This is a genomic window from Flavobacterium ginsengisoli (genome assembly GCF_029625315.1).
Lineage (GTDB): Bacteria > Bacteroidota > Bacteroidia > Flavobacteriales > Flavobacteriaceae > Flavobacterium > Flavobacterium ginsengisoli.
Genome location: NZ_CP121110.1, coordinates 943,516 through 967,960 on the forward strand (window position 1 = coordinate 943,516; position 24,445 = coordinate 967,960).

At 33.1% G+C, this 24,445-nt stretch carries 14 protein-coding genes and 5 pseudogenes; 5 read left to right on the forward strand and 14 right to left on the reverse strand.

Annotated features, from left to right (window positions below):
- Positions 1-58: 58 nt before the first annotated feature.
- The 3 genes from P5P87_RS04210 to P5P87_RS04220 all read left to right on the forward strand — a co-directional run bounded on the left by P5P87_RS04210 (position 59) and on the right by P5P87_RS04220 (position 3,177).
- Entirely contained in the window at positions 59-1,975 is a 1,917-nt protein-coding gene (locus P5P87_RS04210) for a DUF294 nucleotidyltransferase-like domain-containing protein (RefSeq protein ID WP_198855674.1), read from the forward strand.
- A 3-nt stretch (positions 1,976-1,978) separates the two neighbouring features.
- The gene (locus P5P87_RS04215) at positions 1,979-2,575 is read left to right on the forward strand and encodes a 3'-5' exonuclease (protein ID WP_198855675.1); all 597 of its coding nucleotides are present in this window, start codon (positions 1,979-1,981) and stop codon (positions 2,573-2,575) included.
- A 209-nt stretch (positions 2,576-2,784) separates the two neighbouring features.
- On the forward strand, positions 2,785-3,177 hold the full coding sequence (locus tag P5P87_RS04220) for a hypothetical protein (protein WP_198855676.1): 393 nt from the start codon (positions 2,785-2,787) through the stop codon (positions 3,175-3,177).
- 53 nt (positions 3,178-3,230) lie between these two features.
- On the opposite strand, the gene acs is transcribed toward P5P87_RS04220, so the two are convergent.
- The 7 genes and pseudogenes from acs to P5P87_RS04260 form a co-directional block, all read right to left on the reverse strand.
- Positions 3,231-5,141 carry an acetate--CoA ligase gene (gene acs / locus P5P87_RS04225; protein ID WP_278021677.1) on the reverse strand — a complete coding sequence of 637 codons (1,911 nt, stop codon included), beginning with the start codon at positions 5,139-5,141 and terminating at the stop codon, positions 3,231-3,233.
- Positions 5,142-5,634: 493 nt separating this feature from the next.
- A pseudogene (gene ilvC / locus P5P87_RS04230) lies at positions 5,635-7,103 on the reverse strand (ketol-acid reductoisomerase).
- A gap of 60 nt (positions 7,104-7,163) precedes the next feature.
- The gene (ilvN, locus tag P5P87_RS04235; protein WP_095929307.1) at positions 7,164-7,685 is read right to left on the reverse strand and encodes an acetolactate synthase small subunit; all 522 of its coding nucleotides are present in this window, start codon (positions 7,683-7,685) and stop codon (positions 7,164-7,166) included.
- 50 nt (positions 7,686-7,735) lie between these two features.
- Positions 7,736-9,426 (reverse strand): annotated as a pseudogene (gene ilvB, locus P5P87_RS26060) (biosynthetic-type acetolactate synthase large subunit).
- A 57-nt stretch (positions 9,427-9,483) separates the two neighbouring features.
- A pseudogene (gene ilvD / locus P5P87_RS04250) lies at positions 9,484-11,158 on the reverse strand (dihydroxy-acid dehydratase).
- Positions 11,159-11,429: 271 nt separating this feature from the next.
- Positions 11,430-12,548, reverse strand: a pseudogene (leuB, locus tag P5P87_RS04255) (3-isopropylmalate dehydrogenase).
- A 60-nt stretch (positions 12,549-12,608) separates the two neighbouring features.
- Positions 12,609-13,784 carry a 2-isopropylmalate synthase gene (locus tag P5P87_RS04260; protein WP_198855681.1) on the reverse strand — a complete coding sequence of 392 codons (1,176 nt, stop codon included), beginning with the start codon at positions 13,782-13,784 and terminating at the stop codon, positions 12,609-12,611.
- A gap of 155 nt (positions 13,785-13,939) precedes the next feature.
- Here P5P87_RS04260 and P5P87_RS04265 point away from each other — a divergent pair, with 155 nt between their 5' ends.
- The gene (locus P5P87_RS04265) at positions 13,940-15,484 is read left to right on the forward strand and encodes a hypothetical protein (protein WP_278021680.1); all 1,545 of its coding nucleotides are present in this window, start codon (positions 13,940-13,942) and stop codon (positions 15,482-15,484) included.
- Positions 15,485-15,771: 287 nt separating this feature from the next.
- Here P5P87_RS04265 and P5P87_RS04270 read toward each other — a convergent pair whose 3' ends face one another.
- Positions 15,772-17,427 carry a M1 family metallopeptidase gene (locus P5P87_RS04270; RefSeq protein WP_278021681.1) on the reverse strand — a complete coding sequence of 552 codons (1,656 nt, stop codon included), beginning with the start codon at positions 17,425-17,427 and terminating at the stop codon, positions 15,772-15,774.
- A gap of 158 nt (positions 17,428-17,585) precedes the next feature.
- Positions 17,586-19,241: a M1 family metallopeptidase gene (locus tag P5P87_RS04275; RefSeq protein ID WP_278021682.1), complete on the reverse strand. Its 1,656-nt coding sequence runs from the start codon at positions 19,239-19,241 to the stop codon at positions 17,586-17,588.
- Between the two features lie 117 nt (positions 19,242-19,358).
- Between P5P87_RS04275 and P5P87_RS04280 the strand changes: the two genes are divergently transcribed.
- Positions 19,359-20,057, forward strand: coding sequence for a carbohydrate-binding family 9-like protein (locus P5P87_RS04280; RefSeq protein ID WP_278021683.1), 699 nt, complete (start codon positions 19,359-19,361; stop codon positions 20,055-20,057).
- Positions 20,058-20,207: 150 nt separating this feature from the next.
- On the opposite strand, the gene hisIE is transcribed toward P5P87_RS04280, so the two are convergent.
- The 5 genes and pseudogenes from hisIE to hisB form a co-directional block, all read right to left on the reverse strand.
- Positions 20,208-20,804 carry a bifunctional phosphoribosyl-AMP cyclohydrolase/phosphoribosyl-ATP diphosphatase HisIE gene (gene hisIE, locus P5P87_RS04285; RefSeq protein WP_278021684.1) on the reverse strand — a complete coding sequence of 199 codons (597 nt, stop codon included), beginning with the start codon at positions 20,802-20,804 and terminating at the stop codon, positions 20,208-20,210.
- Positions 20,805-20,848: 44 nt separating this feature from the next.
- Positions 20,849-21,604: an imidazole glycerol phosphate synthase subunit HisF gene (gene hisF, locus P5P87_RS04290; protein ID WP_278021685.1), complete on the reverse strand. Its 756-nt coding sequence runs from the start codon at positions 21,602-21,604 to the stop codon at positions 20,849-20,851.
- Positions 21,605-21,677: 73 nt separating this feature from the next.
- Positions 21,678-22,403, reverse strand: a complete 726-nt coding sequence (hisA, locus tag P5P87_RS04295; protein ID WP_278021686.1) for a 1-(5-phosphoribosyl)-5-[(5-phosphoribosylamino)methylideneamino]imidazole-4-carboxamide isomerase — start codon at positions 22,401-22,403, stop codon at positions 21,678-21,680.
- An 86-nt stretch (positions 22,404-22,489) separates the two neighbouring features.
- On the reverse strand, positions 22,490-23,071 hold the full coding sequence (gene hisH / locus P5P87_RS04300) for an imidazole glycerol phosphate synthase subunit HisH (protein WP_278021687.1): 582 nt from the start codon (positions 23,069-23,071) through the stop codon (positions 22,490-22,492).
- A 102-nt stretch (positions 23,072-23,173) separates the two neighbouring features.
- Positions 23,174-24,309 (reverse strand): annotated as a pseudogene (hisB, locus tag P5P87_RS04305) (bifunctional histidinol-phosphatase/imidazoleglycerol-phosphate dehydratase HisB).
- Positions 24,310-24,445: the final 136 nt, after the last annotated feature.

Sequence of the window (24,445 nt, forward strand, 5' to 3'; positions counted from 1 at the left end):
GTAAGAGTTTATTTTACTATTTTTACATTCGATACTTTAAAAATAAATTATCACATATATGAATACAGTTGCTGAACATATTGCAGATTTTTTAAAAGAATACAAACCGTTTGATAATTTAACTTTCCAGGAATTATCAGATATTGCTACGAATATTCGTGTCATTAATCTAGAAAAACATGCGGTATTATTTCAAAATAACGATCCGCTTCATGAAAACTTTTATGTTGTAGCTTCTGGTGTCATTAATCTTACAACTATTGCCGATGCTGAGGAAACGATTATAAATAAGTGTCACGAAGGCGATATTTTTGGTTTACGTCCGTTTTTTGCCAAAAACAACTACATGATGACGGCAAAAGCACGTGAGGAAAGTATTGTATATGCTATTCCGATTGCTGTTTTCAGACCTTTTGTGGCAAATAATTCAGATGTATTAAACTTTTTATTAGAAAGTTTTGCTGTAAATTCTCGTCATACTAAAGACAGTATGAACTCTAACGGCAAATTAGTTTCAGATTCTGATTATATAGATCAGCAGACAGAAATGCAATACATTCAGTCTCTTAACTATAACAATTCTCCTTTAACAACACAGGCAAGTTCTATAATTAAAGACGTTGCAATTTTAATGACAGATTCTATGGTAGACAATATCATAATCTGTGGCGAAAAAAATCATCCAATTGGTATCGTTACCAATGCAGATTTATCATCAAAAATTGCAACAGGACGCTTTCCTATTAGTGAAACTATTGATAAAATTATGTCGTCTCCAGTTGTTACAGTTTTAGAAAATGTATCTTTAGCTGAAGCTCAATTATTGATGCTAAAACACAACGTAACTCACTTATGTGTTACAAAAGACGGTACAAGCAAATCTGTAGTAAAAGGAATTATTTCTGAACACGATCTTATTGTAGCACAAGCTAGTAACCCAGGTGTATTAATCAAAGAAATTAAGCGTTCTCAGCTTCCTAAAGACTTAAAACAAATACGCGATCGTCTATCAGATTTGATTCAGAATTCGATTCAAAAAAATATTCCAATTTCACATGTTAGCAATATTGCAAGTGAGATCAACTTAGCTATTATTAAAAGAGCAGTCGAATTATCGATTTTAGACTTAGGCTCCCCTCCTGCACGTTTTGCATGGTTAAGCATTGGTAGTCAAGGACGTAAAGAACAATTATTACTTACAGATCAAGATAGTATTTTAATTTTTGAAGATGTTACGCCTGAGAAATATAGAGAAGTAAAAGATTATTTCTTGAGATTGGCAAAACGTACAACTTCTATATTAGAAAAAGTGGGCTACGATTATTGCCCAAATGGACATATGGGAAGCAATATGCTTTGGTGTAAATCATTGAGTGATTGGACTAAACAATACAACAGTTGGATGAATACTCCAGGTGAAAACAGTAATGATTTGAGTAGTATTTTCTTTGATTATGAAATTGTTTTTGGAGAACCAAAAATTGAAGAAGCAATTGAAAATGTGATTTTCAAAAATGCCGTTAACAATACCTTATTCTTTGACTTTTTAGGAAACGATGCTTTAAAGAGAAACTCACCTTTAAGTTTCTTTAAAAAATTCATTGTTGAAGAAGATGGTCCGAATAAGGATAAATTTGATATTAAAACAAGAGCTTTAATGCCATTAATTGATGGAGCGCGTTTATTAATTTTAAATGCAAACATTAAAGGAATTCAAAATACCTATTTAAGATTCAAACAATTAGCAATCACAGATTCTAAAAATGCTGAAATTTATTTAAGTTGTGCGGAAGCTTTTTTAACGCTTTCAAAATTTAGAACTGTTGAAGGATTAAAAAACGACGACTCTGGCCAATATATTAACCTAAGAGAAATGTCAAAAACTGACAAAGAGAAATTAAAAAATGCATTGTCCCCAATGAAAGACCTGGAGGAACTGATAAAGAGTAAATTTCAATTGACACAATTCTCATAAAACATGCTAGACTGGTTAAAAAACATTAATAAAGACTATCCAGATTTCTGGAAAGACTATTTAACAAAATTCGAAACCAAACCTAATAAGTTTGTTGTTTTATCGACCGAAACTTCTGGTTTAAATCCGGACAAAGATGTTATTTTGTCTCTTGGAGCTTTTTCGGTTATTGATGACAGCATTGTTATTAAGGAAAGTTTCGAAACAGTTTTATTACAATACAAATATCTTCAAGATAACGGGCTTTCAAATGAATTTATCATTGAAAGTAAAATGATGAAAATGCCTGAACCAGATGCGCTTGAAGCTTTTGTAAATTTTATAGGAAACTCAATTCTAGTTGGGCATCATATTAATTTTGATATCGAAATGCTGAATGCTGCTCTAGAACGTTTAGATTGCGGCCGATTGAAAAATGAGGCTTTAGATGTAGATGTCATGTACAGAAAGCTTACAGATATAAATGACAAGCAATTTTCGCTTGACGATTTATGCGGGATTTATAAAATTCCAAAAAGCGATAGAAATTCTTCTTCTGAAGATGCGTATAGAATTGGACTTTTATTCTTAAAATTAAAATCTAGATTAGGAATCAAATAAATTTTAAAAAAAAACAATTTTTAAAGTACCAAGTTCTAATCAGTATCATATTTAAAAGGTCTCTTAACTTTAAGAGGCTTTTTTTTTGTCATTCTATTTATGAATTAACAGAAAATTACTAATTCAATGGTTTTTCAAATTAAGTAAAATTGTAATTTTATATTGATTAAATAAAATTAGAGACAAACCTTTTCTAAAACTAAAATTCTATGAAAAAGCTACTATTTGTTCTGTCCTTTCTGTTTTTTGTTTCAGTGATTTTTGCACAAAATCAAGATCCTTCATCTAAACGTATTTTAGGAAATTGGTATTCTAAAACAAATACAAGTACAAAATGGGTCTTTACTCAGGATGGAAAAGCTTACAATTACAACAATAACCAAATGAAGGTAATGTACAAATATACTATTTCAAATAGTTGTCAGAACTTTTCAGATGATACGGCTGAGTTTGTAACTTTTCGAGATAAAGACGGAAATGAGTTTTGTTTTAGAATAAATGGAATTAATGAAAATAAAAATGGAATTCTGTCACTTACCAACTTAAGTAATATGCAACAGCTTATTTTTGTAAATGATGCAGGTTTAAAAAACAACCAATAAATACCATAAAAAAAGCCTCGTGTTAAGAGGCTTTTTTAGAATTATATTTTTAATTAAGAAATTCTTTCTTTCATAATTTCTTCAACAACTTCTGGATTTAATAAAGTTGAAGTGTCTCCAAAATTAGAGAAATCACCTTCAGCTATTTTACGTAAAATTCTACGCATAATTTTTCCAGAACGAGTTTTTGGCAAACCAGAAACAAATTGAATTTTATCTAACTTAGCGATTGGTCCAATGTGATCTGCAATATATTGGTTTATCTCTTTAGTTAGATTCTCTTTATTTCTAACTTCTCCTGTTTCTTTAAGAATAACAAAACCATATAACGCATTTCCTTTAATATCGTGAGGGAATCCAACAATTGCAGATTCTGCTACAGCTGGATGTTCGTTGATCGCATCTTCAATAGGAGCTGTTCCTAAGTTGTGTCCAGAAACAATAACAACATCATCTACTCGACCGGTAATTCTGTAGTATCCAACTTCGTCTCTTAAAGCACCGTCTCCTGTAAAGTATTTTCCAGGGAAAGCAGAGAAATAAGTTTCTTTGTAACGTTCGTGATTATTCCAGATAGTTCTAGCGATTCCCGGCCATGGAAATTTAATACATAAACTTCCAACTACTTGGTTTCCTTCAATTTCATTACGTTTTTCATCCATCAAAACAGGTTGGATTCCAGGTAATGGCAATGTTGCATAAGTAGGTTTTGTTGGGGTTACAAAAGCAATTGGCGAAATCATGATTCCTCCTGTTTCTGTCTGCCACCAAGTATCTACAACTGGACATCTCTTATCTCCTACGTGGTCATTAAACCAGTGCCAAGCCTCTTCGTTAATTGGCTCTCCAACAGATCCGATAACTTTAAGTGATTTAAGAGGATATTTTTGAATATAATCTAAACTTTCTTTTGCCAATGAACGGATTGCCGTTGGTGCAGTATAGAATTGTGTAATTTTATGTTTTTCGATAATATCCCAAAAACGGCTAAAATCTGGATAAGAAGGAACTCCTTCAAAAATTACAGTTGTAGCTCCGTTTAATAATGGACCATACAATATATAAGAGTGACCAGTGATCCATCCAATATCTGCTGTACACCAGAAAATATCATTGTCTTCGTAGTTGAATACATTTTTGAAAGTATACGCAGTGTATACCATATAACCAGCAGTAGTATGAACCATTCCTTTTGGTTTTCCTGTTGATCCTGAAGTATATAAGATAAACAAAGGATCTTCGGCATCCATAATTTCAGCAACACTATTATCTAAAGCCGCATCTAATAATGGTTGTAACCAAACATCACGACCATCTTTCATTTTTACATTAGTATTAGTTCTTTTTGCAACTAAAACTTTTGTAACAGAAGGGCAAGTTTCTAGAGCTTCGTCTACAATTCCTTTAAGATCAATTGTTTTGTTCCCTCTATATCCTCCATCAGATGTAATTACCATTTTGCATTCGCAATCGTTGATTCTTGCAGAAACTGCAGAAGCAGAAAATCCAGCGAAAATAACAGAGTGAATTGCTCCAATTCTAGCACAAGCTAAAACAGAAACAGCCAATTCTGGAATCATTGGTAAATAAATACAAACTCTATCTCCTTTACGAACACCTTGCTCGCGAAGAACGTTTGCCATTTTTGAAACTCTCTCGTATAATTCATTATACGATATATGTAAAGCCTCTTCAGAAGGATCATTTGGCTCAAAAATAATTGCCGTCTTCTCTCCTCTTTTGCTTAAATGTCTATCGATACAGTTTTTTGTAATGTTAACTTTAGCGTCTGTAAACCATTTTACTTCTGCCTCAGCCATATTAAAATCAACAACTTTCTCCCATTGCTGGTACCATGTGAAATTCTCCTCAGCTATTTTTCCCCAAAATTTTCTTGGCTCCCTTATTGACTTATTGTAATGTTTAAAGTATTGTTCTAAATTTTCAATTTTGTAATAGCTCATCGTTTGTTGAATTTTTTTATAAATGTATTAAATCTGAACGTATTCTTGAAATAATTTAATTCATAAATTTTATCAAAAAAAAACTTTTATTTAATAAAATATGATAATTATTTGCAGTTGTCTTAAAATTTTATTTTTTAATGCAATTTAGAAAGGGCAAAAAAGGCATAATAAATAGATATTATGCCTTTTTTAATTTAACAAATTTCAATAACAATTAATTTTGTAAATCGCACTGCGAGACTTTTCTCTATTTTGAAAATAGCAAGCATCTTTATTAATTAAAACAGAAATTTCAACAAGCATATTTTTTTCAAAATACACCCCATTTTAGGGATCCGCTTCACTTAACTCTCTCACTGAAGTTAAGTGAATGCAATATGCATCTATATCTATTATCTTAATAAGTGCTTACTAATTCAAAATATTACAAATCATTGATACAGTGCAAATCCCGCAAAATCGAATTCTGCGGGAATTCCCAATTTTTTAATTATCCAATTTTTTTCATTGCCGTCATAGACTCTCTCAACCAAGCTCCTACTTCTTCGATAGGGTGTTGACGAATTTCTTTATTAACAGCGATTAGTACCGCATTGTCTACTCCGTTTGAAGTTGAAAATGGTTTACCAATAATGTTAGTTTCCACTTTTTTCATGAATTCAGTCAATAATGGCTTACATGCATGATCAAATAAGTAGCATCCGTACTCAGCAGTATCAGAAATTACACGGTTCATTTCGAATAATTTCTTTCTTGCAATTGTGTTTGCAATTAATGGCAATTCGTGTAATGACTCATAATAAGCAGACTCTTCAATGATTCCAGCCTCAGTCATTGTTTCAAAAGCTAATTCAACACCAGCTTTTACCATTGCAATCATTAATACTCCATTATCAAAATATTCTTGTTCTGAGATTGGAGCTTCTTGTGGAGCTGTTTTTTCGAAGTTAGTTTCTCCTGTTGCAGCTCTCCATTTCAATAAGTTAACATCGTCATTAGCCCAGTCGATCATCATAGTTCTAGAGAATTCTCCAGAAATGATATCGTCTTGATGTTTTTGGAATAAAGGACGCATAATGTCTTTTAATTCTTCAGCTAATTCGTAAGCTTCAATTTTTGAAGGATTGTTTAAACGATCCATCATATTTGTAATACCACCGTGTTTTAAAGCCTCAGTGATAGTTTCCCATCCGTATTGGATTAATTTAGAAGCGTAAGCTGCATCGATTCCTTTTTCAACCATTTTATCGAAACATAAAATAGATCCAGTTTGCAATAAACCACAAAGAATAGTTTGCTCACCCATTAAATCTGATTTTACTTCAGCTACGAAAGATGATCTTAAAACTCCTGCTCTGTGTCCTCCAGTTGCAACAGCGTAAGCTTTTGCTTGATCTAAACCAAATCCGTTTGGATCGTTTTCTGGGTGAACTGCGATAAGAGTTGGAACTCCAAATCCTCTTTTGTACTCTTCACGTACCTCAGAACCTGGACATTTAGGAGCACACATAATAACAGTAATGTCTTTACGAATCTGCATTCCTTCTTCTACGATGTTGAATCCGTGAGAGTAAGATAAAGTAGAACCTTGTTTCATTAATGGCATAATAGCAGTTACCACAGCTGTATGTTGTTTGTCTGGTGTAAGGTTACAAACTAAATCTGCAGTTGGAATCAATTCTTCATAAGTTCCTACTTTGAAACCATTTTCAGTTGCATTTTTATAAGAAGCTCTTTTTTCTGCAATTGCATCTGCACGCAATGCATAAGAAATGTCTAAACCAGAATCTCTCATGTTTAAACCTTGATTCAAACCTTGTGCTCCACAACCAACAATTACAACTTTTTTCCAGCCAATGCTGCAATTCCGTCTGCAAATTCTGATTGCTCCATAAATTCGCAAACTCCTAATTGTTCTAATTGTAATCTAAGTGGTAATGTATTGAAATAATTTGCCATTTTTGTTTTAATATTTAATGAAATGAAATTTTAATATTGATATATATAACTAAGATTTTATTATTTAAAGGATTCTAATAATGTAGAAATCTCCATTTTTTGTTTAGAAACTGATATTCTTCCCGAACGTACAAACTGCATAATTCCGTATGGTTTGAACTTTTGGTACAATTCCTCAATTTCAGAACGTCTTCCTGATTTTGAAATCACAAAGAAATCGCGAGAAACTGTCACAATTGTAGACTGGCTCTCTTTAATAATATTCTGAATTTGTTTCTCGTCAAACAACAAACTTGAAGCGATTTTAAATAAAGCATTTTCTAAGAAAATAGTCTCTTCATCTGTGTGATAAAATGCTTTTATAACTTCAATTTGTTTTTCAATTTGTCCAACAATATTCTGAACCCATTTTTCTGTCGTATTTACAACGATGATAAATCTTGAAACATTCTCAATTTCTGATTCTGAAACATTTAGACTTAATATATTAATGTGACGCTTTAAGAATATTCCTGATATCCTATTTAATAAACCCACATTATTTTCTGAATATACCGATATGGTAAATGTTTTATCTTCCATTTGTTTTTTTAGTTTTATTTTCCCGATAGCTATCGGGATTGAAACTTTTCTTAACTTAATCTAATTTCTGATACACAAGCTCCTGTTGGAATCATTGGGAAAACGTTGTTTTCTTTTTCGACTACAACTTCTAAGAAATATGAATCTTTTGAAGCCAGCATCTCAGCGACCGCTGCATCAAGATCTTCACGCTGTGTAACTTTTTTAGATTTGATATGATATCCTTCAGCAATTGCAATGAAATTTGGATTAATCATTTTTGTAGAAGCATATCTATTATCAAAGAATAATTCCTGCCATTGGCGAACCATTCCTAAGAATTCATTATTTAAAATAACAATCTTCACTGGAACCTGAGTTTGGAAAATAGTTCCAAGTTCCTGAATTGTCATTTGGAAACCTCCATCACCAATAATCGCCACTACTTCACGCTCTGGTTTTCCCATTTTTGCTCCAATCGCAGCAGGCAATGCAAATCCCATAGTTCCTAAACCTCCAGAAGTAATGTTACTTTTAGTTGAATTGAATTTAGCATAACGACAAGCAAACATTTGGTGCTGACCAACATCTGAAACAATAATTGCGTCTCCTTTTGAGTGTTTGTTGATCATTTCAATAGTTTCTCCCATCGAAATTCCTTTACCGTTTGTTGGATTTAATTCTTCTTTTATTACTGAATCGTATTCAACTTTACTTAATTCTTTAAATTCATTATGCCAAGCATCGTGAGATTTTGCATCTAATAATGGTAATAAAGCAGTTAAAGATTCTTTCACATCTCCTAAAACAGCTACTTCTGTTTTCACGTTTTTATCAACCTCTGCAGGATCAATTTCGAAGTGAACTACTTTTGCCTGTTTTGCATAAGTACTTAATTTACCTGTTACACGGTCATCAAAACGCATTCCGAAAGCAATTAAAACATCGCATTCGTTTGTTAGTAAATTTGGCGCATAATTTCCGTGCATTCCAAGCATACCAACATTTAAAGGATGATCTGTTGGTAAAGCTGATAATCCTAAAATTGTCCATGCTTGCTGGAATTCCAGATTTTTCAACCACTGCTTTAAATTCTGCTTCTGCCTGACCCAAAATAACTCCTTGTCCAAAAACAATAAACGGTTTTTTTGCACTATTGATTAAAGCTGCAGACTTCGGCAACTTTATCTAAATTTAATTTTGGAACTGGAACATAACTTCTAATTCCTGTGCATTTTTCGTAGCTAAATTCGAACTCATCAAACTGAGCATTTTTAGTAATATCAACCAATACAGGCCCTGGACGTCCAGAACGAGCAATGTAAAATGCTTTGGCAATAATTTCAGGAATTTGAGAAGCTTCAGTTACTTGAAAATTCCATTTTGTTACCGGAGTTGAAATTCCGATAATATCTGTTTCCTGAAATGCATCAGATCCTAATAAGTGTCTTCCAACTTGACCTGTAATACAAACCAATGGAGTTGAATCAATTTGAGCATCTGCGATACCAGTTACTAAGTTTGTAGCTCCTGGCCCAGAAGTAGCAATGGCTACTCCTACTTTTCCTGTAGCTCTTGCATAACCTTGAGCTGCATGCGTTGCACCTTGTTCGTGACGAACTAAAACGTGGTGTAACTGATCTTGAAATTTATATAATTCGTCGTAAACTGGCATTATAGCTCCACCTGGGTAACCATAAATTAAATCTACTCCTTCTGCTAATAAACATCTTATAACGGCTTCTGCCCCTGATATTTTCATAGTATATTTTTTTTATCAATTTCAATTTTGCTGAAATTGATTTTTGATTTTTTATAATTAATTATCGGTTACACATCCTGTTGATGCACTAGAAACCGACTTAGCGTATTTAAGTAAAACCCCTCTGTCAACTTTTAATTTCGGCTGAACCCAAGCCGCTTTTCTTGCTCGCAAATTCTTCGTCAGATATCTTCAGGTCGATTGTATTTTTCACAGCATCGATAGCAATTAAATCTCCATCTTTTACTAGTGCAATACCACCACCGTCATATGCTTCTGGTGTAACGTGACCTACCACGAAACCGTGCGAACCGCCCGAGAATCTACCGTCTGTGATTAGTGCACAACTGCTTCCTAATCCAGCTCCAATAATCGCAGATGTAGGCTTCAGCATTTCAGGCATTCCCGGACCACCTTTTGGCCCACAACCCCTGATGACGACTACATTACCTGGTTTAATTTTTCCGGCTTGAAGACCTGGAATTACTTCAAATTCACCTTCAAATACAACAGCTGGTCCTTCGAAATATTCTCCTTCTTTACCGCTAATTTTTGCTACAGCACCTTCAGAAGCTAGATTTCCGTATAATACCTGAATATTTCCTGTTGGTTTTAATGCTTTTTGAATTTCATGAATTACTTCTTGTCCGTCTTGTAAATCTGGAGTTGAAGCTAAGTTTTCAGCCACCGTTTTTCCTGTTACAGTTAAACAGTCTCCGTGAATAAGTCCAACTTTCAATAAGTATTTCATAACTGCTGGAATACCTCCAACTTCGTGAATGTCTTCCATCATGTACTTACCACTTGGTTTCATGTCTGCCAATACTGGTGTTCTATCATTAATTGCTTGAAAATCATCTAAAGTAATAGTTATTCCAACCGAGTGAGCCATTGCGATTAAGTGCATAACAGCATTTGTAGAACCTCCTAAAACAGCCACAATTGTAATAGCATTTTCGAAAGCCTTACGAGTCATAATGTCTCTTGGCTTGATATCTTTTTCTAATAATATTTTGATTGCTTTTCCAGCTTCCAGACATTCATCTCTTTTTTCTTGGCTTAAAGCAGGGTTTGAAGAACTATAAGGCAAGCTCATTCCTAATGCTTCAATTGCAGAAGACATTGTGTTTGCAGTATACATTCCACCGCAAGCACCAGCTCCTGGACAAGCATTCTGAATAACACCTTTGAAATCTTCTGGAGTAATTTCGCCTTTTACTTTTTTTCCTAATGCTTCAAAAGCAGAAACGATGTTTAAAGATTCTCCTTTCCATTTTCCAGAATGAATAGAACCGCCATAAATCATCATAGAAGGACGATTTAATCTTCCCATTGCGATTAATGCTCCAGGCATATTTTTATCGCACCCAGGAATTGCAATAATACTATCATACCATTGTGCTCCGGCAACAGTTTCAATAGAATCTGCAATTACATCACGAGAAACTAGTGAGTAACGCATACCTTCAGTTCCGTTAGAAATACCGTCACTGACACCAATAGTATTAAAAATAAGTCCGACAAGATCTGCATCCCAAACACCTTTTTTAACATCTTTTGCTAAATCGTTCAAGTGCATGTTACAAGTGTTACCATCGTAACCCATGCTCACAATACCAACCTGTGCTTTCTTTAAATCTTCTTCAGTTAAACCAATTCCGTACAACATCGCTTGCGCCGCAGGCTGTGTTTGATCTTGTGTGATGGTCTTGCTGTACTTATTTAATTCCATTATTGCTTTTTATTTATTTTAATTTTTTATTCAAAAAAAAACCTTCCAGTATTTGGAAGGTTTGTAATATAGTCTTTCAATTATATTTATAACATTCCCGATGCAGATGTGTGAATCACATTGACAACAACGACAGAAGTAATAATAATTGAGATTTGCATCATTTATTTTTTTAGTGTCACAAAAGTAAGTAAACTTCTGGAAGTAAAAAAATAAAATCTCAACATTTCAAAGACTTCTTGTTATTATATTCACATTTTAACAAAAAATATTAAACAATTGTTGATTGCCCAATACTTACATTATCATTATTAAAATACAGCAAATCATCTTTGCTGAAAATAAAATTAGAAACGAACTCTCCTACTTCGTTTGTTCCAAATTTTGAATCTGGTTTCAAATCAACTGTAACTACCTTGTATTCAATTGCTTTTTCTACCGCTTTATAAATTACATGAGCTTCTTTAGTTAATCCAAAATGTTCTAACAAAAGTCTGTCGCTAAAATCGAAGCAATCGGATTAGCAATGTTTTTTCCTTTTGCCTGCGGATATGATCCGTGAATTGGCTCAAACAAAGCGTTTTTTTCTCCTAAAGACACAGATGGCAATAAACCTATTGAACCTGTAATTACACTAGCTTCATCAGATAAAATATCTCCAAACAAGTTTTCAGTCAAAATCACATCAAACTGCTTTGGATTTAAAATCAACTGCATTCTTTGCGTTATCCACAAATAAGAAATCAAGCTTAACATCTGAATACTCTTCGCTCACTTTCTGAACTACTTTTCTCCATAATCTCGAAGTCTCCAAAACATTTGCTTTATCAACCATTGTAAGTTTTTTACGTCGTTTTTGTGCCGACTGAAAAGCTAAATGCGCAATTCTGGTAATTTCTTCTTCTGAATATTCACATAAATCTGAAGCATGTGTCCCTTCTTCATTAAGTGTTTTTGTACCAAAGTACGCTCCACCAGTTAATTCTCTAAAAATGGTAAAATCAGCTCCTTCAATAATTTCTCTTTTTAAAGGAGAAGATTCAATTAAGGCTTTATAAGGTTTTATAGGACGAATATTAGCAAACAATCCTAATTCTTTTCGCAGTTTTAATAATCCTTGTTCTGGACGAACCTTTGCATTTGGGTTGTTATCGTATTTAGGATCTCCAATTGCACCAAGTAAAACTGCATCAGTGTTTAAACACAGATTTAAAGTTTGCTCCGGTAACGGATTTCCAGTTTTATCAATAGCAACCGCTCCCATCAGCGCTTCTTCAAAAACAAATTCATGATTATACACTTCGCCAATGGCGTACAAAGCTTTCTTAGCTTGTAAAATTACTTCAGGTCCAATTCCATCTCCTGGTAAAACTGCTATTTTTAAATTCATAATCTCTCGCTATTTATGTCTTTAAATCCTTATTGTTCCTTAAATTTTTATATTGAAATATTAGTTTCTGATTAACTCTCCTTCTATTTTAGAAGCTTCTATAATTTGGTGGATATCTGCGTCTACAACTTCTTTTTTAATATCAGCGAATTTCAAGAATTCGATGTAAACGATATCTAATTGTGTTTTTGTCAATTCGTAGCCTACTTTTTTAGCACGGTAAGCCAAAGCAGCTCTTCCGCTTCTTGCTGTCAAAATGATTGAAGATTCATTTACTCCGACATCTAACGGATCCATGATTTCGTAAGTTGCTCTGTTTTTGATCACACCATCTTGGTGAATTCCAGAACTGTGTGCAAAAGCATTTGCTCCAACAATCGCTTTATTAGGCTGTACAATCATTCCCATACTCTCAGAAACCAAACGACTCATTTCGTTCAATTCTCTTGTATTGATGTTTGTATCTAAGTTTAGGTAAGGATGTTGTTTGAAAATCATAACCACTTCTTCAAGTGCAGTATTTCCAGCTCTCTCTCCAATACCATTAATAGTACATTCTATTTGTCTTGCTCCATTTATAGCTCCTGCGATTGAGTTTGCAGTTGCCATTCCTAAATCATTATGACAGTGACATGAAAGGATTACGTTTTCGATTCCTTTTACGTTTTCTTTTAAGTATTTAATTTTTGCTCCGTATTCTTCTGGAAGACAATATCCAGTAGTATCAGGAATATTCAATACAGTTGCTCCAGATTTAATAACTTCTTCACAAACTTTAGCTAAGAACGCATTGTCTGTTCTACCAGCGTCTTCTGCGTAGAATTCTACATCTTCTACATAAGATTTAGCGTGTGATACAGCAAATTTTGCTCTTGCAATAATATCTTCAGGCGTAGTTTGTAATTTGTGGAGTATATGAGATTCCGAAGTTCCGATTCCAGTATGGATTCTAGGTTTCTTAGCGTGCTTTAAAGCTGCTGCTGCAACATCAATATCGTTTTTTACGGCTCTTGTAAGTCCGCAGACGGTTGCATTTTCTACAATTTTACAAATCTCAGAGACCGATAAAAAATCGCCCGGACTTGACACAGGAAAGCCTGCTTCGATAATGTCAACTCCCATTTTGTCTAGTCGTTCTGCAATAACTAATTTTTGCTTAGTATCTAACTTACATCCTGGAACTTGTTCACCATCTCGCAATGTGGTGTCAAAAATTTGAACTTTCTCTCTATTCATATTCATTTATTTAATGTAATTTCACATCTTGATAACAAATATATATTGTACTATTACAGTATGAAATTCATTTTAATGAAATTATACTGTTTATAAAACGATTTATCACACACTAACTAACTTACAATCAATAAGTTATATTATTATTTTTTACAATGGCTAACCATCAAAAAGATTTCTTATTTGTTCTAATCAAATCACTTTCGAAATCAGAAAAAAGGCAGTTTAAAATTTTTGCAAGCCGATTAGAAACGAGTTCAAATACAAAATTTATCGAATTATTCAACATTTTAGATAAATCTGAAGTTTATGATGAAAAACTCATTCTTAAAAGTGGTGTTATCCAAAAAGTACAGTTATCTAACTTAAAATCATACTTATACAAACAAATTCTAGTAAGTATAAGGCTAAATATTCCGAGCCAAAACATCCGTTATCAGCTTAGAGAGCAAATGGATTTTGCTGTTATTCTTTATAATAAAGGATTATACAAGCAAAGTTTGAAAATTTTAGATAAAACAAAACAGCAAGCTCTTGAAAATGACGAAAAATATATGGCGTATGAAATTGTTGAGTTCGAAAAATTAATCGAATCACAATATATCACACGAAGTATTCAAGGTCGCGCCGACGAATTGGTTGTTCAAGCCAAAGAATTAAATTATAGAAACACAATTTCAAGTAAACTTTCGAACTTATCGCTTCAGCTTTACGGAATCATGCTAAAAACAGGATATGTAAAAAGTGATGCCGAATACAAATACATAGACGACTATTTTAATAGACATATTTCTAAACTTGATGAAAGTAAATTTGGCTTTCGCGAAAAATATTGGTTTTACAATGCTAATTTATGGCGAAGCTTCTTGGTTCAGGATTTCTTAGCGAGTTATAAATTTGCTTATAAATGGGTGCGACTTTTTTATGATAATCCAAATATGATTTATCTGAATCCTGTATTTTTCTTAAAAGGAAATCATTACTTCTTAGAATCGCTTTATATGCTTAAGTATAAGTCGAATTTCAAAAAGTACTTGAATCTTCTAGAAGAAACTATTGCAGATCCAAAATTTCCTTCAAATGATAATCTTGCTTCATTGTCTTTCTTATATGTATATAACAATAAATTGAATCTACACATACTAGAAGGTACTTTCGCAGAAAGCGAATATTTGATTCCTGAAATTTTAAATAAACTGAAATTACACAGCGAGCATCTTGATGAACATCACGAAATGTTGTTTTTCTATAAAATTGCTTCTATTTATTTTGGTAACGAAAAATACAATGAATGCATTAATTACTTAGATAAAATCATCAACAACAAGAACTTGACCATGCGCGAAGATTTAATGTGCTTCGCGAGATTATTATCGCTGATTGCACATTACGAACTTGGAAAAGATTATTATTTAGAAAATCATCTAAAGAGCACCTATAAGTTCTTATTGAAGATGAACGATTTGCATGAGGTTCAAAAGGAGATTATCAAGTTTTTAAGAAACCTAAACAACTTCTACCCTGCTGATATTAAAAAGGAATTCAAGAAAATGCACGCTCGTTTCGTAGAACTTGAAAAGAACACTTACGAGAAAAGAGCTTTCTTGTATCTTGATATTATTTCGTGGCTGGAAAGTAAAATTGAGAATCGAAAAATTGCGGATATAATTAAGGAAAAGGCGAAATTGAACAATCGTTAAGATTTAAATTCTAATAAAAAAATCCAAATTCCAATAAAAAGCCTTTAAATTCAAGGCTTTTTGTCATTTCGACGAAGGAGAAATCTTCGCAAGTAGCTCCGTAATGAGAATCCAATCTTTGTGGAGTTTCTTGTGGAGATTTCTCCCTTCGGTCAAAATGACATACTAAACACTAAAAACAACAAACCCGACAGGTTTTTAAAACCTGTCGGATTAACAACCATAAAAAAATCCCAAACTCCGATAATTGGAATTTGGGATTTAAAAAATTGAAAATTATCGAATTTTTATTCGACTATATTAGAAGTCGTAACATAGAAATCTTTATCAACTTCTAGTTTTCTATCTTCGTTTGTTGTTTTAACCGATTGCCATTCTGTAGTTGGCTTCAACCATGTTTCAACGCCGTTTAATTTCACTCTTACCGGCATATCAAATTTCGCTACACAATTTGTCCAATGATATCCGAACGTTCCATTTTTAAACATATATTCAAAAACCGGAATTTGAGTTGTAGTTAAATATTGAGCAAAAACTCTATTGAAGTTAATTCCAGATTGCTCATTAATATAATCCTGAATTTGTTTTCCAGTAACCGTTTGGTGATAGAACGTTTTGTTCATGCCTCGTAAAATCGATTTCCATTTTGCATCATCATTGATAACTTGACGAATCATATGAAGCATTGAAGCTCCTTTTGGATACATATCTCCAGATCCTTCATTGTTTACATCATAATGTCCAATAATTGGTGTGTCATTTTTAATGTTTTTTCTGCATCCAATTACATACTCAGCACCGGCTTCTTTACCATAGTAGTATTCCACAAAAAGACTTTCTGAATAATTGGTAAAACTCTCGTGAACCCACATATCTGCGATATCTTTATAAGTAATATTGTTAGCATACCATTCATGACCTGATTCGTGAATAATGATAAAATCAAACTTTAATCCCCAACCTGTTCCACTTAAATCACGTCCTAAATAACCATTTTTGTATTGATTTCCGTAAGTTACAGAACTTTGGTGCTCCATTCCTAAATACGGAACTTCAACCAATTTATAACTGTCTTCGTAGAAAGGATAAGGCCCGAACCAGTTTTCAAAAGCTTTAAGCATTCTTGGAGCATCTTTAAACTGCTCTTTTGCTAAAGCTAAATTATCTTTTAACACATAATAGTTGCAATCTAAATTTCCCTTTTCACCTTTAAAAACTTCAGAGAAATTAACGTAATCTCCAATGTTGATGTTTACACCATAATTATTGATCGGATTGGCAACATACCAATTGAAAGTTTTAGTTCCGTCTTTTTCTTTCTTTACGCTTTGTAATCTTCCGTTAGAAACCTCAGTTAAATCTCCAGGAACATTAACGCTTATTAGCATATTCTCTACTTCATCGTACATATGATCCTTACAAGGCCACCAAACGCTAGCGCCTAAACCTTGACAAGAAGTAGCAATAAAATCTTTTCCGTTTTTATCTTTTTTCCAAGAGAAACCACCATCCCAAGGAGCTCTAACAGCTTCTTTCGGTTTTCCTTCAAAAAAAACCACGATTTCTTTTACTGCACCAACTTTTTGTTTTTCGTTTAAAGTGATGAAAAACGCGTTTCCATCTCTTTCAAATTTTAATTCTTTACCATTTTGCGTTACTTTGGTAATATTCATTGGTTCTTGCAAATCAATCTGCATGCGGTTGTTTTCTGTTAAAACAGTATAACGAACGGTGTTTGAACCTGAAATAAATTTTTCAGCAGGTTTAACCTTTACATCAAGGTGATAATATTTTAAATCCCACCAGGCTCTCTCTTTTGTGATGCTTCCGCGTAAAGTGTCTTGATGTGTAAAAACGGTTTCTGACTTGTTTAAAAGTCCCTGAGCATTGGCAGTAAAACCAATTAGAAAAGCACCTAAAATGCTTCCAAAGTAATTTTTCATTAGTTAGAATTATAAAATAAATAAAGTATTCGAACTTAATCTGTCACAAATGTAAACATTCGAATTAAGAATTCTAAAATTTTATGATTTCTTCATAAAAAACAAACCCAATAAATAAGAAATTTATTGGGTTTCAGTTTTTAAACTAATTACAAAGATTAATTTGTGATATTAGATTCAATAACATAAAAGTTTTTATCTACAGTTAAAGCTGTTTTTTCGCTATTTAAATCTTTGGCTTGCCAGTCTGTTGTTGGTTTTAGCCAAGTTTCTTCGCCGTTTAAAGTTACCTTTAAAGGAAGATTAAAGTTCTCCTGACAATTAATCCAATGATAAGCTAATTTTTTATTTTTAAAATAATATTCAAAAACAGGCACCTGAGGCGTTCTCAAATACTGATTAAAAATGGGGCTAAAATCAATTCCAAATTCTTTACTAATATAGTCTTCAATTTGTTTTGTGGTAACGGTTTGATGATAAAACGTTTTGTTCAATCCACGAAGAATCGATTTAAACTTCGCATCATCATTAATCACCTGACGAATCGTATGAATCATGTTGGCGCCTTTTGGATACATATCTCCAGAACCTTCTCTGTTTACATCATAATACCCAATAATAGGCTCTTTATTAGCAATCATTTTTCTAATTCCTCTCGCGTATTCATTTGCGGCATCTTTTCCGTAATAATATTCTATAAAAAGAACTTCAGAATAAGTGGTGAAGCTTTCATGAATCCACATATCGGCAATGTCCTTATAAGTAATATTATTGGCAAACCACTCGTGACCCGATTCGTGAATAATGATATAATCAAACTTTAATCCCCAACCGGTTCCGCTTATATCATGTCCGTTATGCCCATTCTGATAGTTGTTCCCATAAGTTACAGAACTCTGGTGCTCCATTCCCAAATACGGAACTTCGACCAATTTATAACTGTCTTCGTAAAACGGATAAGGTCCAAACCAGCTTTCAAAAGCCTTCAGCATTTTTGGCGCATCTTTAAATTGCTCTTTTGCTTTAGTTAAATTGTCTCTCAAAACATAGTAATTACAGTCTAAATCACCTTTTTCTCCTTTAAATTTTTCTGAGAAATTAACGTAATCTCCAATATTGATATTTACGCCGTAATTATTAATCGGATTGGCAACATACCAGTTAAAAGTTTTTGTTCCATCCTTTTGTTTTTTAATACTTTGAAGCCTTCCATTTGAAACATCAGTTAAATCTCCAGGAACATTTACACTAATTAGCATATTCTCTACTTCGTCGTACATATGATCTTTGCAAGGCCACCAAACACTAGCTCCTAATCCCTGACAAGATGAAGCTATAAAATCTTTTCCGTTTTTATCTTTCTGCCAAGTTATTCCTCCATCCCAAGGCGGACGAACAGCTTCTTTTGGAACACCGCCAAACGATACAATAATTTCTTTTGTATCGCCCACTTTTTGATTTTCATTCAAAGTAATAAAGAAAGCATTTCCATCTCTTTCAAACTTTAATTCCTTTCCATTCTGTGTAACTTTTGTGATATTCATTGGTTGCTGAAGATCAATCTGCATACGATTGTAATCCGTTAAAACCGTATAACGAACAGTATTGGTTCCCGAAATGGTTCTGTCTGCCGGATTCACCTTAATATCAAGGTGATAATATTTCAAATCCCACCAAGCTCTTTCTTTAGTAATGCTTCCGCGTAAAGTATCCTGATGCGTAAAACCTGTTTCTGATTTACTTAAAAGGCCTTGAGCATTGGCAGTAAAACCAATTAGAAAAGCAACTACAACACTTTTAAAGTATCTTTTCATATCTATAAATTAAGTTTTGAATTAGTTACAACATTAGTATATATTTTCAATTTATGTTACAAAATTTATAATCATATATCATATTGTTTTTTATTTTAGCTAAAATTTTCCTGTTTTATGAAATTTAGCTCATTTGTATACCTTTTGATATTTTTATATTCAATAAATAACTATTCGCAGACATTTCCTGTTTATAAAACATCTGAGAAAATAACAATTGATGGAGATTTAAAAGAGTGGAAAACGCCTTTTATTGGCCCTTTCGTAATTCATAATTCTGGAGAAAAAGCTTTGCAAAATACTTTTGTTTCACTTTCGTGGAATAATAAAAACTTATACTTAGCCTACAAATGCACTGATTCACAAATCATTGGATCACCGCAAAAAAAAGATTCTCAGATATTTAATACTGATGATTTAGTCGAAATATTTCTTGATCCAGATGGAGACGGTCAGAATTATATTGAAATTGGAGTAAATGCATTTTCTACAAATTATGATTTGCTTTTAAAATGCATTTCGCCAGAATGTGGCGGATGGAATACTGCAATGGATTTTGATATAAAAGGTTTAGAATCTGTAAGCAAAGTGACTCCAGAAGGCTATACAGTTGAAATTAAAATTCCGTTTTCTAGTCTAGAAAATATTGAAAACGGTGGTTTTTCGAAACCTAAAGTTGGAACAAAATGGAAAGGAAATGCTTTTAGAATTGATTACGGTAATACAACTGAATATCTTGCTTTACAACCTTATAAGAGTTTAATTTTTGGTTTTCATCAGCCACAAGAGTTTGCAGTTTTTGAGTTTGTGGAATGATTTGTTTTTGCTTAACTGTTTATTTGTATAATTGCTTAATTGTGTCATTTCGACCGAAGGGAGAAATCACACTCATAAATCGACAAAGATTGAAGATATTCTTTGCGGAATTTCTGGTGTGATTTCTCCCTTCGGTCGAAATGACAAGCTTTACTTCTGACGTTTCTTCAAAATTTCGACAACATCATTTAACTGATATCCTTTCGCTTGAAGCAGAATCAAATAATGAAACAATAAATCGGCGCTTTCGCTAAGAAACAAATCATCGTTATCATCTTTTGCTTCAATCACCACTTCTACTGCCTCTTCTCCAACTTTTTGAGCAATTTTATTGATTCCTTTTGCAAATAAAGAAGCTACATAACTCTGTTCAGAATCAGCATTTTCTCTGCGGGTTTTGATTGTATTTTCTAATTGCGAAATAAAACCGTAATTGGCATCATTTGGTTCCTGCCAGCAAGTATCTGCGCCTGTGTGGCACGTTGGCCCAACAGGTTTTGCTTGAATCAGAAGCGTATCACCATCACAATCGTTTTTAATACTTACCAATTCTAAAAAGTTACCGCTCTCCTCGCCTTTCGTCCAAAGTCTTTGTTTTGAACGGCTGAAAAAAGTTACTTTTTGTGTTTCTATTGTTTTTTGAAGCGATTCTTCGTTCATATAACCCAACATCAAAACATTTTTTGTTTCTGAATCTTGGATTATAGCAGGAATTAATCCGTGTGCGCTTTTGATATCGATTTCCATAATTTTAGTCTAAAGTTATAAAGTCCAAAGTCTTAAAGTCAAAACTATAATCGAACTTCTATATTATTATTTCTTAATTCTTGTTTCAACGCCTTGATTTCGATTTCTTTAAAATGAAAAACACTTGTCGCCAAAGCGGCGTCTGCTTTTCCTTCTTTAAACGAATCTACGAAATGCTGTATGTTTCCAGCGCCTCCCGAAGCAATAATTGGAATATTTACTAATTCGGATAGTTTCGCCAAAGCCTCATTTGCAAAGCCATTTTTAGTTCCGTCATTATCCATTGAAGTAAAAAGGATTTCTCCTGCACCTCGTTCTGCAACTTCAACGGCCCAATCGAATAAATTCAACTCAGTTGGCACTTTTCCTCCAACTAAATGTACAATCCATTGTCCGTCAATTTGTTTAGCATCAATTGCTACGACAACACATTGACTTCCAAATTTCTGAGCCAAATCATTAATTAACTGCGGATTTTTAAATGCCGATGAATTAATTGAAACTTTATCAGCTCCATTATTTAATAGAATATCAACATCTTCAACAGATGAAATTCCGCCACCAACCGTAAACGGAATATTGATTTTTTCTGCCACACTTCGTACCATATTTACAAGAGTTTTGCGTCTTTCTTCTGTTGCCGAAATATCTAGAAAAACCAATTCGTCTGCGCCTTCTCTCGAATAAATTTCAGCCAATTCTACAGGATCTCCTGCATCACGCAAATCAACGAAATTAACGCCTTTTACAGTTCTTCCGTTTTTTATATCCAAGCAAGGTATTATTCTTTTTGCTAACATTTTTAATTTGGTTGCTGGTTGTTGGTTGATTGTTGTTGGCTAATACGATAAACTATCAACCAACAACTAACAACTATAAACCAATTATATAATTCTCTAGTTGTTTCAAAGTGATTCTTCCCTCGTAAATTGCTTTTCCGATAATAGTTCCTTCACAGCCTAATTCTGCAAGTTTTGGTAATTCGTCGAAAGTTGAAATTCCGCCAGAAGCAATTAATTTTATGCCTTTTGCTTCTGCTAAAATTTTGCTATACAAATCAAAACTTGGACCTTGAAGCATTCCATCTTTGGCAATATCTGTACAAATAACATACTGAATTCCTTTTGATTGATAATCTTGAATAAATGGAACTAAATCTTCGTTTGATTCTTCCAACCAGCCAGAAACCGCTATTTTTTCATCTTTTGCGTCAGCTCCCAAAATAATTTTTTCTGAACCATATTCTGAAATCCATTTTTCAAAAATTGCTCTGTTTTTTACAGCAATACTTCCGCCGGTAATTTGGTTTGCACCACTTTCAAAAGCAATTCTTAAATCATCATCGGATTTTAATCCGCCTCCAAAATCAATTTTTAAGCTCGTTTGCGTTGCAATTTGTTCTAATATCTTATAGTTGACAATTTTACTCGATTTTGCACCGTCAAGATCTACTAAATGCAGGTATTCAATTCCGTGTGCTTCAAATGATTTTGCCACTTCAAGCGGATTTTCATTGTAAATTATCTTAGTATCATAATCACCTTTGGACAAACGAACGCATTTTCCTTCAATGATATCTATGGCTGGTATTATTCTCATTTTAATTTAGTCTTAAAGTTTGAAAGTCTAAAGTCATAAAGCCTTTTTGATTTTCAAAATTGATAATTTGATTGATATTTGATTTTTTACATTTTTAAAAAATTACCTAGAATCTTTTCTCCGACATCACCGCTCTTTTCTGGGTGAAATTGTGTACCGTAAAAATTATCTTTTTGTAATGCAGATGCGTATTCTACGTCATAATTTGTTTTAGCAACAGCATATTCGCAATTTGGTGCGTAAAAACTGTGAACCAAATACATGAATTCATTTTCAGAAATTCCTTTGAATAAATCGGTTTTTAAATCATAAATCTGATTCCAACCCATTTGTGGTACTTTTACGTTGTTTGAAAATTTTACAACATCAACATCAAAAATGCCTAAACCTTTGGTATTTCCTTCTTCTGTTTTGTTGCACATTAACTGCATACCCAAGCAAATTCCTAAAACTGGCTGTTTTAATTCTGAAATCAAACTGTCTAAACCACTTTCACGAAGTTTTGCCATAGCCGAACTCGCTTCGCCCACACCAGGAAAAATCACTTTATCTGCCGATTTGATTTCATCTGGATTATTACTCAGAACAGCTTTAAAACCTAATCTTTCAATAGCAAACATTATGCTTTGTATATTTCCTGCTCCGTAATTTATAATTACTATTTTCATTTAATTTTAGTCTTAAAGTCAAAAGTCCAAAGTCTTAAAGTCGTTTTAAATATCCGTTATTTAGGAAACTTTCGACTTTATGACTTTCCACTTTTGACTCAATTAAAGCATTCCTTTCGTTGAAGGCAAAATCATTTTTTCGGTATCTCTTTTTACGGCTACTTTTATTGCTTTCGCGAAAGCTTTGAAGATTGCTTCGATTTTATGATGTTCGTTGATTCCTTCTGCTTTGATATTTAAGTTGGCTTTTGCACCGTCTGTGAATGATTTGAAGAAGTGATAGAACATTTCAGTTGGCATTTTTCCAACCATTTCACGTTTAAATTCGGTTTCCCAAATCAGCCAATTTCTTCCTCCAAAATCAATTGTCGCTTGCGCTAAACAATCATCCATTGGAAGACAGAAACCATAACGTTCAATTCCTAATTTATTTCCTAAAGCTTTTGCGAAAACTTCTCCTAAAGCAATTGCTGTATCTTCGATTGTATGATGTTCATCAACTTCTAAATCCCCTTTTACAAGAATCTCCAAGTCCATTTGACCGTGACGCGAGATTTGATCTAACATGTGATCAAAAAATGCAATTCGATGTCGATTTTGCTTTTTCCTGTTCCGTCAAGATTTAAATTAATATAAATATCCGTTTCGTTCGTTTTTCTTGTAATAGAAGCCGAACGCGCCTCTAATTTCAAAAACTCATAAATTTTCTTCCAATCCATTGACTGCAAAACGATTGTTTCATCCAATTCTTCACGTTTTGAAGAAATTTCATTGCTTCCTGCGCCATCTGTATCGTTCATGAAAATCGCTTTTGCACCAAGGTTTTTCGCCAATTCAACATCCGTTAAACGATCTCCTAAAACAAAAGAATTAGTTAAATCATATTCAGGATTGTTCAAATATTTAGTAAGCATTCCAGTTCTTGGTTTGCGTGTAGGCGCGTTTTCTTCAGGAAAAGTTCTGTCAACAAAAATTTCATCAAAAACAACTCCTTCGTTTTCAAAAGCTTTTAGAATGAAATTTTGCGTTGGCCAAAACGTATCTTCAGGAAAACTGTCCGTTCCTAATCCGTCCTGATTGGTTACCATTGCTAATTCGTAATCTAATTCATTAGCAATTTTAGCCAAATACTGAAATGCTTTTGGATAAAATTCTAGTTTATCTAAACTGTCTAATTGGTAGTTTTCAGGTTCTAAAACAATCGTTCCGTCACGATCGATAAAAAGTACTTTTTTCATGTTTTTTTGTTTTGCCACAGATTTCACAGATTAATATGATTTTTTTGCCACGAATTCACGAATTTCTCCAATTTAATTCGTGCTAATTTGTGTAATTCGTGGCTAAAAATCACACACAGAAAGAAATCATTTTAAT

Coding starts and splice junctions, on each gene's coding strand:
- P5P87_RS04210 (WP_198855674.1), top strand. CDS start 59: ATGAATACAGTTGCTGAACATATTGCAGATTTTTTAAAAGAATACAAA.
- P5P87_RS04215 (WP_198855675.1), top strand. CDS start 1,979: ATGCTAGACTGGTTAAAAAACATTAATAAAGACTATCCAGATTTCTGG.
- P5P87_RS04220 (WP_198855676.1), top strand. CDS start 2,785: ATGAAAAAGCTACTATTTGTTCTGTCCTTTCTGTTTTTTGTTTCAGTG.
- acs (WP_278021677.1), bottom strand. CDS start 5,141: ATGAGCTATTACAAAATTGAAAATTTAGAACAATACTTTAAACATTAC.
- ilvN (WP_095929307.1), bottom strand. CDS start 7,685: ATGGAAGATAAAACATTTACCATATCGGTATATTCAGAAAATAATGTG.
- P5P87_RS04260 (WP_198855681.1), bottom strand. CDS start 13,784: ATGAATAGAGAGAAAGTTCAAATTTTTGACACCACATTGCGAGATGGT.
- P5P87_RS04265 (WP_278021680.1), top strand. CDS start 13,940: ATGGCTAACCATCAAAAAGATTTCTTATTTGTTCTAATCAAATCACTT.
- P5P87_RS04270 (WP_278021681.1), bottom strand. CDS start 17,427: ATGAAAAATTACTTTGGAAGCATTTTAGGTGCTTTTCTAATTGGTTTT.
- P5P87_RS04275 (WP_278021682.1), bottom strand. CDS start 19,241: ATGAAAAGATACTTTAAAAGTGTTGTAGTTGCTTTTCTAATTGGTTTT.
- P5P87_RS04280 (WP_278021683.1), top strand. CDS start 19,359: ATGAAATTTAGCTCATTTGTATACCTTTTGATATTTTTATATTCAATA.
- hisIE (WP_278021684.1), bottom strand. CDS start 20,804: ATGGAAATCGATATCAAAAGCGCACACGGATTAATTCCTGCTATAATC.
- hisF (WP_278021685.1), bottom strand. CDS start 21,604: ATGTTAGCAAAAAGAATAATACCTTGCTTGGATATAAAAAACGGAAGA.
- hisA (WP_278021686.1), bottom strand. CDS start 22,403: ATGAGAATAATACCAGCCATAGATATCATTGAAGGAAAATGCGTTCGT.
- hisH (WP_278021687.1), bottom strand. CDS start 23,071: ATGAAAATAGTAATTATAAATTACGGAGCAGGAAATATACAAAGCATA.